The sequence below is a fragment of the Sphingomonas sp. BE138 genome (genome assembly GCF_031456125.1).
In the GTDB taxonomy this organism is placed as follows: domain Bacteria; phylum Pseudomonadota; class Alphaproteobacteria; order Sphingomonadales; family Sphingomonadaceae; genus Sphingomonas.
On the sequence record NZ_JAVDUC010000007.1, the window covers coordinates 119,031 to 134,685 of the forward strand.

Annotated in this window: 10 protein-coding genes and 1 pseudogene; 7 read left to right on the forward strand and 4 right to left on the reverse strand. The window is 68.4% G+C overall.

Annotated elements, in window-relative coordinates; all coding sequences use genetic code 11:
• Positions 1 to 58: 58 nt before the first annotated feature.
• Entirely contained in the window at positions 59 to 1,288 is a 1,230-nt protein-coding gene (locus J2Y58_RS10975; RefSeq protein ID WP_310102837.1) for a cyclopropane-fatty-acyl-phospholipid synthase family protein, read from the forward strand.
• 105 nt (positions 1,289 to 1,393) lie between these two features.
• Here J2Y58_RS10975 and J2Y58_RS10980 read toward each other — a convergent pair whose 3' ends face one another.
• Both J2Y58_RS10980 and J2Y58_RS10985 read right to left on the reverse strand, forming a co-directional pair.
• Positions 1,394 to 1,825 (reverse strand): hypothetical protein, encoded by a 432-nt coding sequence (locus tag J2Y58_RS10980; RefSeq protein WP_310102840.1) that lies wholly within the window; start codon positions 1,823 to 1,825, stop codon positions 1,394 to 1,396.
• 44 nt (positions 1,826 to 1,869) lie between these two features.
• Positions 1,870 to 3,912 (reverse strand): annotated as a pseudogene (locus J2Y58_RS10985) (S46 family peptidase).
• Between the two features lie 138 nt (positions 3,913 to 4,050).
• Between J2Y58_RS10985 and J2Y58_RS10990 the strand changes: the two are divergent.
• From J2Y58_RS10990 to J2Y58_RS11000, 3 genes are all read left to right on the forward strand, one after another.
• Positions 4,051 to 5,268 carry an argininosuccinate synthase gene (locus J2Y58_RS10990; RefSeq protein WP_310102843.1) on the forward strand — a complete coding sequence of 406 codons (1,218 nt, stop codon included), beginning with the start codon at positions 4,051 to 4,053 and terminating at the stop codon, positions 5,266 to 5,268.
• A 134-nt stretch (positions 5,269 to 5,402) separates the two neighbouring features.
• Entirely contained in the window at positions 5,403 to 6,515 is a 1,113-nt protein-coding gene (locus J2Y58_RS10995; protein ID WP_310102846.1) for a hypothetical protein, read from the forward strand.
• Complete coding sequence (locus J2Y58_RS11000; RefSeq protein ID WP_310102849.1) at positions 6,515 to 6,892, forward strand: hypothetical protein; 378 nt, start codon at positions 6,515 to 6,517, stop codon at positions 6,890 to 6,892. The genes J2Y58_RS10995 and J2Y58_RS11000 overlap by 1 nt, the downstream gene beginning before the upstream one ends.
• An 81-nt stretch (positions 6,893 to 6,973) precedes the next feature.
• Here the strand turns inward: J2Y58_RS11000 and J2Y58_RS11005 are convergent, their stop codons facing one another.
• Positions 6,974 to 9,367 (reverse strand): hypothetical protein, encoded by a 2,394-nt coding sequence (locus J2Y58_RS11005; RefSeq protein WP_310102852.1) that lies wholly within the window; start codon positions 9,365 to 9,367, stop codon positions 6,974 to 6,976.
• Positions 9,368 to 9,475: 108 nt separating this feature from the next.
• Here J2Y58_RS11005 and J2Y58_RS11010 point away from each other — a divergent pair, with 108 nt between their 5' ends.
• From J2Y58_RS11010 to J2Y58_RS11020, 3 genes are read left to right on the forward strand one after another with little or no spacing between them, the layout of a single operon-like run.
• Entirely contained in the window at positions 9,476 to 11,002 is a 1,527-nt protein-coding gene (locus J2Y58_RS11010) for an NAD(P)/FAD-dependent oxidoreductase (RefSeq protein WP_310102855.1), read from the forward strand.
• A gap of 31 nt (positions 11,003 to 11,033) precedes the next feature.
• Positions 11,034 to 12,770 carry a hypothetical protein gene (locus J2Y58_RS11015; RefSeq protein WP_310102857.1) on the forward strand — a complete coding sequence of 579 codons (1,737 nt, stop codon included), beginning with the start codon at positions 11,034 to 11,036 and terminating at the stop codon, positions 12,768 to 12,770.
• 10 nt (positions 12,771 to 12,780) lie between these two features.
• On the forward strand, positions 12,781 to 14,484 hold the full coding sequence (locus J2Y58_RS11020) for a hypothetical protein (protein WP_310102861.1): 1,704 nt from the start codon (positions 12,781 to 12,783) through the stop codon (positions 14,482 to 14,484).
• Positions 14,485 to 14,521: 37 nt separating this feature from the next.
• Here the strand turns inward: J2Y58_RS11020 and J2Y58_RS11025 are convergent, their stop codons facing one another.
• A complete protein-coding gene (locus J2Y58_RS11025; RefSeq protein WP_310102865.1) occupies positions 14,522 to 15,652 on the reverse strand; it encodes a GNAT family N-acetyltransferase in 1,131 nt (376 codons plus the stop codon).
• Positions 15,653 to 15,655: the final 3 nt, after the last annotated feature.

Sequence of the window (15,655 nt, forward strand, 5' to 3'; positions counted from 1 at the left end):
CCTCGCGCAATGCTTCCGCGGTTGCGTCGCGCCCAAGGCAGGGTTTAGCACGCGCGCCATGGCATTGATCGACGTTTTCCTCCGCCGCGCGATCCAGCGCGGCCGCCTCACCCTCACCAAGCCCGACGGCTCGGTCTCCACCTTCGGCCAGGACGATCCCGCGCTGAAGCCCGTGTCGTTCCGCATCACCGACACGAAGGTCTATCGCGAGATCGCCGCCGACCCGGCGCTCGGCGTCGCGGAGGCGTTCATGGACGGGCGGCTGATCGTCGAGCAGGGCGACATCCTCGACCTGCTGATGCTCGCGACCAGCAACAGCCGCTGGGAGAACGGCAGCAACAAGCTCGCCGCCAGCCCGCTGCGCCGGCTGGGCGGGCAGATCCGCCACCGTTTCCTCACCGCAAATAAGGCGCTGCAATCGAAGCGCAACGTCGCGCATCATTACGACCTGTCGGACCGGCTCTACGACCTCTTCCTAGACGTCGACAAGCAATATAGCTGTGCCTATTACACCGATCCCGCCAATCCGCTGGAACAGGCGCAGGCCGACAAGAAGGCGCATATCGTCGCCAAATTGAGCATACGGCCGGGGATGCGCGTGCTCGACATCGGCTGCGGCTGGGGCGGGATGGCGCTGTACATCCATGCCAGGACCGGCGCCGAAGTGCTGGGCATCACGCTATCGGAGGAACAGCTCAAGGTCGCCCGCCGCCGCGCCGAGGATGCCGGCGTCGCCGACAAGGTGCGCTTCGAACTGATCGACTATCGCGCGCTGGAGGGGCCGTTCGACCGCATCGTGTCGGTCGGCATGTTCGAACATGTCGGCGTGCGCAATTTCCGCACCTATCTGAACAAATGCCGTGACCTGCTGACCCCCGAGGGCGTCATGCTGCTCCACACGATCGGGCGCGGCGACGGGCCGAACTTCACCGACAAGTTCACCGACAAGTACATCTTCCCCGGCGGCTACATCCCGGCCTTGTCGGAGATCCTGAAGGCCAACGAATACATCCGCTGGTTCGTCACCGACGTCGAGGTGCTGCGGATGCATTACGCGATGACGCTGCGCGACTGGTACGACCGCACGGTGGCGGCCCACGACGACATCGTTGCGCTCTATGACGAGCGATTCTTCCGCATGTGGACCTATTATCTCGCCGGCGCGATCGTGTCGTTCACGAACGGCCCGTTGGTGAACTACCAGATCCAATTCAGCCGCGACCGCCTCACCCTGCCGCTGACCCGCGACTACATGTTTGAGGAAGAGCGGCGGCTGCGGGAGGGATAAAGCGCCTTTCGCCTTTTTCGTCATTCCCGCGAAAGCGGGAATCCAGAACCTCTGACGTCGCGGCGCTTGTCAGAACCCCCGCCTTCGCGGGAGTGACGGAACAGACTACCGTGTCGGTCCGGCCTTCTGCACCGCACCGTTCGCCGCCGCCCGCGCGCGTGCGGCTTCGGCGGGGTCGACCTTGCCGTCTCTGTTCGTGTCATAGGCGCTGAACACCGCGCCCATCAGCGCGTCCGATTCGGCCTTGCTCACCTTGCCGTCCTTGTTCGTGTCCGCGCGCGCCAGGAACAGTGCGGCGACGCGCTTGGCATGGGTGGCGTCCAGCGTCTTGCCGCCACCGACCTTCATTTTGCCCATCCGCGCCTCGATCTCGGTGCGCGACAGGAATCCGTCCTTGTTCGCGTCCGACGCGGCGAACTCGCGGTTCAGCTTGGCGGTGGCGCTGGCGCGCGTCTCCTGCGCCAGCACGGTGGCGGTCAGCGCCGGCAGCGACAGGAACGCGACGAGCGCGGCGGCAAAGGTGGCATGATGCTTCATATCCGCTCCCCTGCCGCCCGCCGCTTTTACCCGCGCTGAACGGATCAGCGCGCCGCCAGCTCGCGCACGAGCGCGGGGGCCGGGTAGACCTTCTCCAGCGCCTGCTGCACCGCCGCCGCCGAGACGACCACCGTACGATTCAGCGCCGGATCGTAGCCGAAGTTGCCGCCCAGCGAGTGGATGTTGCCGTCGAAGGCCGCGCCGATCACCGAACCGTCCTTCGCGATCACCGGCGATCCCGAATTTCCGCCGATGATGTCGTTGGTGGTCACGAAGTCGAACGGCACGTTCAGGTCCAGCTTCGGGCGCGCCGCGGCATAGGCCTTGGCCAGCACGAACGGCTCCTGCCCCGTCGCGCGCTCGTACAGTCCGGCGACCGTCGTCTGGTAGGGCACCGTCCGCCCGCGCTAGGTCCAGCCGGCGACCTTGCCGTAGCTGATGCGCAGCGTGAACGTGGCGTCCGGATAGTTCGCCGCCCCGAAGGCCGCGAAGCGCGCCTGCGCCAGCTTCGCCTGTGCCGCGGTGATCGGCGCGTCGACCTTCTCGGCATATTGCGCGCGCAAGGCCCGCGCCGCCGGATCGTTCTTCAGCACGAAGCGGATCAGCGGATCGTCCGACGCGCGGATCGCCGCCATCCCGCCGCTGAACAGCCGCTCGCGAACCTTCGGATCGGCCAGCTTCGTGCCGTCGACCAATTGCTTGGCCAACTGCTCGGGCGAATCGCGACCCAGCAGCGCCTTCACCTGCGGCGCATCCGCGGTCAGATACTCGCGCGTCTTCGACAGCCAGAACGACAAGGCCATCTTCTCCAGCCACAGATAGGTCGGCGTCGCGTCGGTCAGCTGCTTTTCCAGCAGCGGCAATGCCGAGTCGGTATAGCCCGGCAACCGCTCCGCATTGGGCTTCTCGCGCTCGGCGGCGGCACGGACCAGCGCCTTCGCATCGGCGTACAGCGTCGAGAACATCCCGGCGCGCTGTTCGAGGAAATAGTAATCGAGGGCGATGTTGCGATAGTCCGCGTCCGCCTTGACGATGTCCGCCCACGGATCGCCGAACTTGGTCCCCGCCTTGGCCTTCAACACGCGCTCATTTTCCGCCAGCCGCTTGGCGAACGCATTGTCGTCCAGCGCGCGCGCCTGCCCCCAATACACCTTGTAGCTGTTCTCGACCCCGAACAGCGTGTCGGCCGCCTCGCGCCGCCGCTCGGGATCGTCCATCCCGGCCGCGATCAGGCGCCCGCGGAACTCCGACAGCAACGTCGTCTGCAGCGGCAGGATCAGCTCGCGCTGCACCTCCTGCTGGTCGAGCGTCAGCAGCCGCTGCGTCCGGCCGGGATTGCCGACCACGAACGTCGCCTCGTTCGCCACCGGTCCGCGCGGGTTCCACGTCAGGTGCTGCGGCGTCGCCACCGGCCTGCCGTTCTCATACGCGCGCAGGAACGAGGCATCCAGGTTGTAGCGCGGGAAATTGAAATTGTCGGGGTCGCCGCCGAAGAACGCCGCCGCGAACTCCGGCGCCCACACCAGCCGCACGTCAGAATATTTCCGATAGGTATACAGCTTGTACTGACCGCCGCCGAACAGCGTCACCACCTGGCATCGCGTCGTTGCCTTGTCGGTGCAGCCCGCCGCCTCGATCCCCGCGATCGCGGCGTCGCGCGCCTTGGTCAGCGCCTCGCCCGACAGGCCCTTGATCGCGGCGGTCACGCGCGGGGTCACGTCGCTGATCGCGGTGACCACCTCGGCCTGCTGCCCGGGGCATTTCATCTCGCGCGCACGGTCGTCGGCGATGAAGCCGTCGGCCAGATAGTCCTTGCTCTTCGACGAGAGGTCGGCCGCGCATTGCGCCACGCAGTGATGGTTGGTCAGGATCAGCCCTTCGGGCGAGACGAACGACGCCGAACAGCCGCCGGTCAGGCGCACCGCCGCCGCGCGCACCTTGTCCAGCCACGCCTGATCGGGTGCCCAGCCATAGGTCGCCGTCATCCGCGCCGCGGGAAAGGCGTCGAAGGTCCACATCCCCTCGTCGGCCAGCGCCGGGGTGGCGGTCAGCACGGTCGCCAGCGACAGCGCGGTCAGCTTCTTCATCGCTCATCCTATGTGATGTTGTTACGTGGTTCTTTGCGCCAGGCGCAGCGCCGCGGCAAGATGCCGGCCGCCGGGGTGGGTAAGTGTTGCCCTCGCGCGCCCGAGCGCGTAGCGGCGCGCGCAAAGGAGCCTTTGCCCATGACCGATCAGATCAAGCGTGTCGTTCTCGCCTATTCCGGAGGGCTGGACACCAGCGTGATCCTGAAATGGCTCCAGACCGAATATGGCTGCGAGGTCGTCACCTTCACCGCCGATCTGGGGCAGGGCGAGGAGCTGGAGCCCGCGCGCGCCAAGGCCGAGCTGATGGGGATCAAGCGCGAGCATATCTTCATCGACGACCTGCGCGAGGAGTTCGTCCGCGACTACGTTTTCCCGATGATGCGTGCGAACGCGCTGTACGAGGGGCTGTACCTGCTCGGCACCTCGATCGCGCGTCCGCTGATCGCCAAGCGGCAGATCGAGATCGCCCGACAAGTGAACGCCGATGCGGTCAGCCACGGCGCGACCGGCAAGGGCAACGACCAGGTCCGCTTCGAACTCGGCTATTATGCGCTGAACCCCGACATCAAGGTGATCGCGCCGTGGCGCGAATGGGACCTGACCAGCCGCACGAAGCTGATCGAATTCGCCGAGGCACACCAGATTCCGGTCAGCAAGGACAAGCGCGGCGAGGCGCCGTTCTCGACCGATGCGAACCTGCTCCACACCTCCTCGGAGGGCAAGGTGCTCGAGGATCCGTGGGACGAGGTCCCCGACTACGTCTATTCGCGCACCGTCAATCCGGAGGACGCGCCCGACCAGGCGGAGACGATCACGATCGACTTCGAGCGTGGCGACGGCGTGGCGGTGAACGGCGAGGGGCTGTCGCCGGCCTCGCTGCTCGCCAAGCTCAACGAACTCGGTCGCCGGCACGGCATCGGCCGCCTCGACCTGGTCGAGAACCGGTTCGTGGGCATGAAGAGCCGCGGCATGTACGAGACGCCGGGCGGCACGATCTATGCGCTGGCCCACCGCGCGATCGAGCAACTGACGCTCGACCGCGGCGCGGCGCACCTGAAGGACGAACTCGCCCCGCGCTATGCCGAGCTGGTCTACAACGGCTTCTGGTTCTCACCCGAGCGCGAGATGCTGCAGGCCGCGGTCGACCATTCGCAGGAGAAGGTCGCCGGCACCGTGCGGCTGAATCTCTACAAGGGCAACGTCATCGTCACCGGCCGCAAGTCGCCCAACTCGCTGTATTCGGAAAAGGTCGTGACGTTCGAGGACGACCAGGGCGCCTATGACCAGCGCGATGCGGCGGGTTTCATCAAGCTCAATGCGCTGCGCCTGCGCCTGCTCGGGCGGCGCGATCGGTAGGTCTTCCGATACGGGGATGATTACCTCTCCGAGGTAAGCAACGGCCGGCACTCCAGCAATGGAGTGCCGGCTTTTTCTTGACATTTTGCCAAACGTTCTTCAAATGTTCCTGTCAAGTTGAAGGGCGAGGTGAGATGAATCACATTTCTGACTTCGACAGGCGACGCGACTTCTCGGTCTGGCTGCGCACCGGCCGCCCGCCGACGCGAACGGAGGACGGTATCGAGTTGAAGTTCAACCCCTATCACGATCCGCGCAACGGGCAGTTCACCTTCGGGCCGGGCGGCCCGAGGCCGCTCTCCCGAGTCGTCATCTCCCACCGCCGCCCGAAAGCGGACGCGCAACGTTTTTCGGAGGCTGTGTGGCGAAAGCCTCCTGCCGCTGCGCTCGACAAGATGCCGGAGAGCGGCGGCATCGTCGATGCCGTCTATCGCCCGGACGACGCGGCGGGATCGTTCCAGACCGTCCAGTTTCGACCGCCGCGGATGCCGCGAGGCAGCAACAGCCGCGCGTTCGAAGACCCGCTGACGCTTGAGCAGACCTTTCCCGGCCTGCGCGACGCACCCGGCGGCGCGGTCATCTCGCTGCTGGATAATGTGTTTGGTCTTAGCGCGCCAGCGAACGCGGACATGGCGGCAACGACGCAGGAGCGAAGCGCGCTGCTCATAGAGCAGATCAGCGCCCTCGACGCGAACTGGAAGTTTCAGTCGCTGGGCTTTCCTACCACGTGGGAAGGGATGCAGAACCAATTGAACGATTTGCGCCTACAACGCGCGGCGACATTTGCCAGGGTGAAGGGCGAGTTGCGGCCGATGCAAGTCGAAACGATGCGCGTCATGCAACGTCTGACGGATCGCGCTTACAGCAAAGCGCTTAAAATGTATGATAACGGATTGTTGAAAGGGCAGCTGTCAAAAGAGCAGGCCATCGGCAGCTATGTCGACTATGAGGTGCGCCGAGACCTTCGGAGAACATATGATAATTATCAGGTAGGATCGGTTGGTGACGAGGTCCGCGTCAATCGGAGGGAATATGATACTTCGAAGCCGGAAACCTCTTACAGGCTACCTGATGCGAGAGTAGGCGACGTCGCCTACGACGTGACTTTGTCGCAGAAGACCCTGAAAGACGCTCAAATTCGTGGCTTTTTCAGTGCAGATTTTCGTCCCGCGCTTGTGGTCATCATTCGGCCTCGCCGTCTTGGCCCGGGAAGCAGCTACATCATAAACAAACCGGAGAAGCGCTAATGATCAACTACAGGCCATACATCCCCCAAACGCTCAGCGAGCTCATGGATCATGTCGTGCCGATGATGGGCGATGCACCCAAGTTTGAAGATGATACCGGATACTTTTCAGGGCAAAATATCGACACCGAATTCCACGCCCTTGTCGAAGGCTTCGGCAAGGTCCGCGACAAGATCGGTGAGGATCGCTATGCCGCCGCGATCGACATCGCCGCGCGCATGAAGGCGTTGTTTCTGGAGGCGGCGGACGAGGACGATCCCAAAACGAGGGAGGGCATCCTGCTGATCCACGAGCTTATCGACATCATCGACGCGGCGCGGGCACGGCGGGTTAAGTCGAAGCTGAAGGATGACGAGGGTCGCGTCACCGGCGACTGATCGTATCAGCGTCCCGGTCGCGCGCATCGCCGCCCACGATGCGCGCAAGCTTCACAAGCGTCCGTGCCGAACGACGTTTCGTCACGAAGCCTTACCCGCCGGCACCGAGACGACGTCCTCCGGCGCATCCACCAGCTTAAGGTACAGCCGGTCCCCCGCAGGCCTGGGCACCGTCACCGTCGTGCCGACATAGCCGGCCGGCACCGCTACCCCGCCGCTCCCGTCCGCGCTCCCCGACACTGCCGCGATCAGGTACAGCGCGTCGCCGGTGATCGTGCAGTCCTTGTCGCCGCACGCCACCTTGGTCAGCGCGGGCAGCCGCACGACCCGCGCCAGCGGCTGCCACTCGCCCAGCGTGTCGCCCTGCACCAGCCGCATCCTGAGCGGCCCCACCGCCGCCGCGCCCAGCGCCTGTCGCGGCGCGATGCTGCCGACCGCGACGTCGCCGCCCAGCGATTGCAGCTTGCCCGATGCCACCGTCAGCTTCGTCGACGCCGTGTCGTCGGCGGTCGCAACCTCGATTGCATCGTCGCTCGTGAATCGCGTGCCCACCGCGCGCACCGAGAAGGTCAGCGTCGCGTCGGATGCCAGCAATCCGGCGGGCAGCGTCAGCGCCACGCGCCCCGGCGCGGGGGCCACCTCGACGTTGCTGCCGACCAGTTCGAGCCGTGGCCGCGGCGGGGTGATCGTCGCGCGCACCGTTGTGGTCCGACCGTCCTTCAGCGTCACCTTCGCATCGCTCGCCCCCTGCGGCAGCGTCTCGGTGTTGGCGGTGGTGGTCAACGCCAGCCGGTCGCTCCCCGCCGGATCGCGCGTCAGCGCCCCGGCGGCAAAGGTCACCCCCGCCACTTCCAGCTTCGCGACTTGGTCGAGCCGTGCGCCCACCAGCCGGCCTTCCCTGTCGCCGGTGTAGAGCGTGAAGCCCTCCAGCCGGCTCGCCTCGGTCTGTCCCTTCAGCGCCAGCTGCGCGGGTGCGCTCTGGCCATATTGCGCGAGCAGCAGCGTCAGCTCGCCCGGCCGCGCCCGCGCGAGCGGCAGCGTCGCGGTCAGCTCGTCGGGGGCGCTCGCCTTCCACTCGACCGGCTTGGTCGCGCCACTGCGGTCGCGCAGCGCCACCTGCTCGACGCAGGCCGAGGCACCCCCTTGCAAGGTCAGCGGCGCGTCGCGGCCGACCACCACCGCATCGTCCGGCCGGGGCTGCCACGCCGAAGGCGCGCCGTTCTGCACCGGGAAGCGCGGGCCGGTGAACGTCTCGAAGCCCCACCGCCCGGTCAGCACCGCCTCGCTGACGCCCGTCAGCCCGACCTTGGCCGCATCGGCGACCACCAGCCCGCCGCGTTCGGCATCGGCGGCGACCGGCAGCTCGGTGCTGCGGCCGTCCTGCAAGGTCAACCGCAGCCGAAGGTCGCGTGCGAAGCCGGTCGCGAACAGCAGCGGCGCATCGTCCAGCCGCAGGACGAGCCCCGGTTGCGCCAGGCACATCGCGTCCTTGGCCACCGCGCGCAGCGGCGGCGGCGCGGCATTGCCGATCGGCGGCAGCGGCGCGACCAGCACCGTTTGCGGATTCTGGAACGACGGCGGGTTGTTGAGTTGCAGCCGCAGCCGGTCGCCCGCGCCGACCGCCAGCGCCGGCGCATATTGGTAGCTGGCGCTGCGGAACACGCCGAACAGCCGTGCGAAATCGCGCGCCAGCGAGATATACGGGCTGTACAGCCCCGCGCCGCCCTCCCGGGTGGCCGCCAGGCTATAGGCGAATTGCGTCGTCGTGCCGCCCAGCATCTCGGCCATGGTCGTGCCGCCGCCGGTCTGGAGCACCATGCCGTCGCGGTTCTGCGTCAGGCACGACGCCTGGAGCGACCGTGCGCGCGTCAGGCAATCGGCGTCCAGCTTGATCCCCAGCGTCCCCGCCAGCGCGGTGGAGACCGGCACCAGCCGCTCGGGCGCGCCTTCCTCGACCCGCGCGACGCCGTTCACGAACGTTTCCAGCCGCGCACGGTCGAGCGAGGCCTGGAACAGGTCCTGCGCGGCGCGCACGAACACGCCCGGCCGCCCGCGCACCGCCTTGACCAACGCATTGTACCCGCCGCCGGTCTCCGGCGCCATGAACGCGATCGCCTGCTCCGCGCCCTCCGGCACGGTGATCGACAGGCCGGACTTGCTCGGCTTCTTGTCCCAGGTCTCGGCCTTGAAGAACCAGTCCTTGGGCGGCGGGTTGGTCGCGCCGCGCAGGAACGCGACGACCAGCACGTAGCGCGCCGACTGGTCGGCGGGCAGGTCGGCGCGCACCTCCAGTCTGTCGCCGGCGCGGATCCCCGGCACCGCGCCCGCCGGCAGCGTCACCCCGCCGCGCGTGACCCGCATGGTCAGCGTCGGACCGGCGAGGTCGAAGGTGGTGCTCTGCGCCGCCGCCGCGGGCGGCAGCATCGGGGCGACGAGGGCCGCGACGGCCAGCACGCGGGGGAGAAGGGCACGCATCCGCGCCGCTATAGAACAGCCGCGCCGCGCTGTGCACCCGCTGGCGTTAACTCCGCTTCAACCAGTTTCCTTCATTGCGTCTCCACGTACAGGAGCAGGCAAGGCGCGATGGCGAAGTCAGGCATTACGGTCGACGTGGCAATCATCGGCGCAGGCCCGGCGGGGCTGACCGCCGGCTATCTGCTGACGAAGGCGGGCTATACCGTCGCGATCATCGAAAAGGACGCGCAGTACGTCGGCGGGATCAGCCGCACCGTCGAGCACGACGGCTTCCGCTTCGACATCGGCGGGCACCGCTTCTTCTCGCGCTCCAAGGAGGTGGTCGACCTCTGGAACGAGATCCTGCCGGACGATTTCATCGAACGCCCGCGGATGAGCCGCATCTATTACGAGGGCAAGTTCTACAGCTACCCGTTGCGTGCGTTCGAGGCGCTCGGCAATCTGGGGATCATCCGCTCCGGGCTGTGCATGGCGAGCTTCGCGAAGGCGAAGCTGTGGCCGAAGCGCGAGGTGCGCAGCTTCGAGGACTGGACCGTCAACGCCTTCGGGCGGAAGCTCTACTCGATCTTCTTCAAGACCTATACCGAGAAGGTATGGGGGATGCCGTGCGACCGCATGAGCGCGGACTGGGCGGCGCAACGCATCAAGGGGCTGTCGCTGTGGGGCGCGGTCGTCGACGGGCTGAAGCGGTCGCTGGGCCTCAATCGCCGGCCCAACGACGGCATGGAGCAGGCCAAGACGCTGTTGGAGAACTTCCGCTATCCGCGCCTCGGTCCCGGCATGATGTGGGAGGCGGCGCGCGACCGCATCGTCGAGCGCGGCGGGCAGGTGCTGATGGGCCATGCGCTCCACCAGTTGCGGCTGACGGAGGCGACCGGACGCTGGACGCTGACCGCCAACGGCGCCGACGGCCTCGTGGCGCTCAACGCCGCGCACGTCATCTCCTCGGCGCCGATGCGCGAGCTGGCCAGCCGCATCCACCCGCTGCCCGCCGCGCTGCCGGAGGCGTCGAACCTGAAGTATCGCGACTTCCTGACGGTCGCGCTGATGATCCGCTCGCCCGATCTGTTCCCGGACAATTGGATCTACATCCACGATCCCAAGGTGAAGGTCGGCCGCATCCAGAACTTCCGTTCGTGGTCGCCCGAGATGGTGCCTGACCCCGCGATCGCGTGCGTCGGCCTCGAATATTTCTGCTTCGAGGGCGACGGGCTGTGGACGTCGAGCGACCAGCAGCTGGTCGCGCTCGCCACCGCCGAGATGGCGACGCTCGGCCTGTGCGATCCGTCGCAGGTGACCGGCGGCGTGGTGGTGCGGCAGGAAAAGGCCTATCCCGTCTATGACGAGGATTATGCGCAGAACGTCGACATGCTCCGCCGCGAGATCGAGGGTCGCTATCCGACGCTCCACTGCGTCGGGCGCAACGGCATGCATCGCTACAACAACCAGGATCATGCGATGATGACGGCGATGCTGACGGTCCGCAACATTCGCGCCCGCGCGCGCGTGTACGACGTCTGGGCGGTCAACGAGGATGCCGAATATCACGAAAGCGGCAACGAGGGGGACCGGGACGGCGGAACCGCCGCGCTCGCCAGCCTGCGCCAGGTGCCGACCGCGCTGAAGGCGGCGTAAGCTGGCGCCCGATCGCCGCCATGCCGCCGTCGTGCTCGGCGCATGGGCGCTCGCCGCGCTGGTGCTGGTCGTCGGCGGCTGGGATGCGATCGTCGCGCGGCGGTTCGCCGACGCCGACGATGCGATGCGGCTGTTGCAGGTGCGCGACTGGCTGGCCGGGCAGGGGTGGTTCGACGTCGCGCAGCACCGTCTGAACGGCGGCGACTTTCCGATGCACTGGTCGCGGCTGGTCGACCTGCCGCTCGCCGCGACGATGCTGCTGCTCCGCCCGCTGCTGGGCGGCTCGCTGGCCGAGCATGCCGCGCTCGTCGTCGTGCCGTTGCTCACCTTGCTGGCGACGCTGGCGCTGGTCGCCTCCATCGCGCGGCGGGTCGGCGGGGAGGCGCTGGTTGTCCCGGCGCTGTCGATGGCGGCGCTGGCGATGCCGCTGACCTTCCAGATGTCGCCGCTGCGCATCGATCATCACGGCTGGCAGGTCGTCTTCGCGCTCGCGGCCGTGCGCGCGTTGCTGGCGGCGCCGACCACGCGCAGCGGCGCGGCGGCGGGGATGGCGCTGGCGACGCTGCTGACCATCTCGCTCGAGGGACTGCCGGTCACGGTCGCGATCACCGGGGTCGCGGCGTTCGCCTGGGTCGCACACCCCGGCCGCGGCGCGCAGCTGCGCGCGTTGGTGGCGATGCTTGCGGCCGGTGCCTTGCTCCTCCACGCCGCGACGCGCGGGCCGGGCTTCTGGCAACCCGCCTGCGATGCGATGGCGCCCGGCTGGCTGGCGGCGCTCGGCCTGGCGGCGCTCGGCGTGGTTACGGGCCGCGCCGTCGAGCACCGCGGCGTCATCGCTCGTATCGTGGCGCTGGCGACGACAGCAGTGGCGGTGGGCGCGACGCTCCTGTGGTCGTCGCCGACGTGTCTCGCCGGACCGTTCGGCACCCTCCCGCCGCTCGTCTACCGCATCTGGTACCTGTCGGTGCTCGAGGGGCGTCCCGTCTGGGCGCAGGAATCGGTGTGGGCGTTCACGACGCTGGCGCTCCCGCTTGCCGGGCTGGCCGGTGCGGCGATCGGCTGGCGAGGGGCGGCGGGCGAGGCGCGCACGCGCTGGACGATCCTGCTCGCGCTGATCGCGGCCGGCACCGTCACCGCGGCGCTGGTGGTGCGCGCGGGCGCGACCGCCAACGCGCTCGCCGCGCCCGGCGCCGCGGTGTGGCTCGCCGCCCTGCTGGCGCGCGCACGCGGCATCATGCGACCGCTGCCGCGTGTCGCCGCCACCGTCGCGGTGCTGGCGCTCGCCGCGCCCGGCACGCTTGCCGGCCTGGCGGTGCTGGCCGTGCGCCCCGCCACACCGGTGAAGGCCCCGCCCGAGGCGTTCGCCTCCTGCGCCACCGCGCTCGACATGCGCCCGCTTGCCGCGCTGCCGCCGGCGACGGTGTTCGCCCCGATCGACATGACCCCCGAACTGCTAGTCGACACCCCGCACCGCGCGATCGCGGGCGGCTATCACCGCGGCGCATCCGCCATCGCGAAGGTTATAACGGGCTTCGCCGCCGCGCCCGGCGCCGCGCGCCGGACCATCGTGGCAAGCGGCGCCGATTACCTCGCCGCTTGCCCGGGGATGCCCGAACTGGCGCTCTATCGCCGTATCGCCCCCGCCGGGCTGTGGGCGCGGCTGGCGCGCGGGGAGCGGTTCGCGTGGCTGCACCCCGTGGCACTCCCCGGCCCCGCGCGGGCGTGGCGCGTCATCCGCCCCTTGCCCGAAGGGCGCTCCGCCCCGTAAGGCGCGGGAGATGCAGCAAGACCGGCTTCACTGGTGGCAGACGCGGTGGTTCGTGATCGCGGCGGTGCTGGCGGCGGCGATCCCGTTGCTATGGCCCGACATTCCGCCGATCGTCGACCTGCCCGGGCACATGGGCCGCTACCGTGTGCAGCTCGATCGCGGCGCGCATCCGTGGCTGGCGGACTGGTATTCCTTCAAATGGGCGCTGATCGGCAACCTCGGCGTCGACCTGCTGATCGAGCCGCTCGCGCCGGTGATCGGGCTGGAGGCAGCGGTCAAGCTGATCGTCATCGCCATCCCGATGCTGACCGTCGCCGGCCTGCTATGGATTGCGCGCGAGGTGCATGGCCGCATCCCCGCCACCGCGCTCTTTGCGCTGCCGCTCGCCTACGGCTATCCGGTGCAGTTCGGCTTCGTGAACTTCGCGCTGTCGATGGGGTTCGCGCTCTGCCTGTTCGCCTTGTGGCTGCGGATGGCGCGGCTCGGGCGGATCGGGGCGCGCGCGTGGCTGTTCGTGCCGCTGTCGTGCGTGCTGTGGGTGGTGCACACCTTCGGCTGGGGCGTGCTGGGCGTGCTGGCCTTCTCCAGCGAGCTGATCCGCCAGCACGACCGCCGCAAGGAGGCGGGCAGCGGGCATTGGCTGGAGAGCATGATCCGCGCCGGGCTCGGCTGCGTGCCGCTGGCGCTGCCGATGCTGCTGATGATCGCGTGGCGCTCGGGTGCGGACGTCACCGGGCAGACCGCGGACTTCTTCTACTGGCGCACCAAGATCGCGTGGATCGTCATGGCGCTGCGCGACCGCTGGCTGTGGTTCGACATCGGCAGCATGGCGGTGATCTACTTCGTGCTGTTCAAGGCGCTGCGCGATCCGCGGATCGGCTATTCGCGCCACCTGGGCCTGTCGGCGCTGTTCATGCTGGCGGTCTATATCGTGCTGCCCCGCATCGTCTTCGGCTCGGCCTATGCCGACATGCGGATGGCGCCGTACATGATCGCGGTCGCGGTGATCGCGATCCGGCCGAAGCCGGGCACCACCTTCCGCCACGCCGCGGTGCTCGCCGCGCTCGGGCTGGCCTTCTTCCTCGTCCGGCTCGGCGGCACGACGCTCAGCTTCCTTGCCTTCGACCGCGATTATGACGAGGAACTGGCCGCGCTGCCGCAGGTGCCGGTCGGCGCGCGGCTGATCAGCTTCGTCGGGCACAATTGCCACAACGCCTGGCGGATGTCGCGGCTGGAGCATCTGCCCGCGATCGCGCTGGTCCGCCGCCTCGCTTATACCGACGACCAATGGTCGATGGCCGGGGCGCAGCTGCTGACCGCGCGCTACGCCGCCGCCGGCCCCTATGCGCACGATCCGACGCAGATCGTGACCTCGGTGAAATGCCCCGCCGAATGGTGGCGGCCGGCCAATTACGCGCTGGCGCGCTTCCCGCGCGACGCGTTCGACTATGTCTGGCTGATCCGCCCGCCCGCCTACAATCCGCGCTTCACCGCCGGGCTGGTGCCGATCTGGCGCTCGCCGACCAGCAACTCGGTGCTGTTCCGCATCGATCATGACGCGATCGTTCCCGAGGCGACCGACGAGGAACTCGGCGTCCCGCGCTGGCTGATCGAGCGGATCAAGCGTCGCCGCGAGCGACTGGAAGCGCTGCGCGACCGGCAGGAACGCGAGCAGGAGCGGCTGGAGCGGTTGCGCGTCGAGCAGGCGCGGTAACGCGACACGGCCGAAAATACCGGCCCCGGTGCACAAACTACCCGCGTTTGAACGGGGTCAGTTCGCCCAGGAACGCCTGTTCGCCCTCAACCGCCGCACGTTCCTGCTCGAGGAACCCGGCGACCGCGCGGCGGAAGTTCGGATCGGGGATGAAATGCGCCGACCAGGTCGGCACCGGCGCATAGCCGCGCGCCAGCTTGTGCTCGCCCTGCGCCCCGGCCTCGACCCGCGCGAGCCCGCGCGCGATCGCGGCGTCGATCGCCTGATAATAGCATAGCTCGAAATGGAGGAACGGCACCTCCTCGGTCGCGCCCCAATAACGGCCGTAGAGCGCATCGTCGCCGATCAGGTTCAGCGCTCCCGCGATCGGCACCCCGTCGCGCTCGGCGAGGATCAGCAGCACGCGCTCGCCGAGCGCCTCGCCCAGCAGCGGGAAGAAGCCGCGCGTCAGGTACGGGCGGCCCCATTTGCGGCTGCCGGTGTCCTGATAGAAGCGCCAGAACGCGTCCCACTCGCGCGCGCCGATCTGCGCGCCGGTCAGGTGGCGAACCGTCAGCCCCTCGATCGCGGCGGCGCGCTCCTTGCGGATCGCCTTGCGCTTCCGGCTGGCCAGCGCGGCGAGGAAGTCGTCGAAGGTCGCATAGCCGTCGTTGCGCCAGTGGAACTGCGTCCCCTCGCGGATCAGCCACCCCGCGGCCTCGAACAACGGCAGCTGCTCGTCCCCGACGAACGTCGCGTGCGCGGAGGACAGGTCGTGCTGCGCCACCACCGCCTCGATCGCCGCGATCAGCGCCGGCGCAGCCTCGGCATCGCGCAGCAGCAGCCGCGGACCCGGCACCGGCGTGAACGGCGCTGCGACCTGCAATTTCGGATAATAACGCCCGCCCGCCCGCTCCCACGCGTCGGCCCAGCCATGATCGAAGACATATTCGCCCTGGCTATGCCCCTTGGCATAGGCGGGCGCGATCGCGGCGGGCGCGCCGTCCGCGCCGTCGACCACGATCGGCACCGGCTGCCAGCCACTGCGCCCGCCGACGCTGCCCGACGCCTCCAATGCGGCGAGAAAGGCATGGCCGACGAACGGATTGGCGGTGCCGGCGCACGCGTCCCAATGATCGGGGCGGATCGCGGAAACGCCATCCACCATGCGCGCGGTAAGCGAGGTCATCGC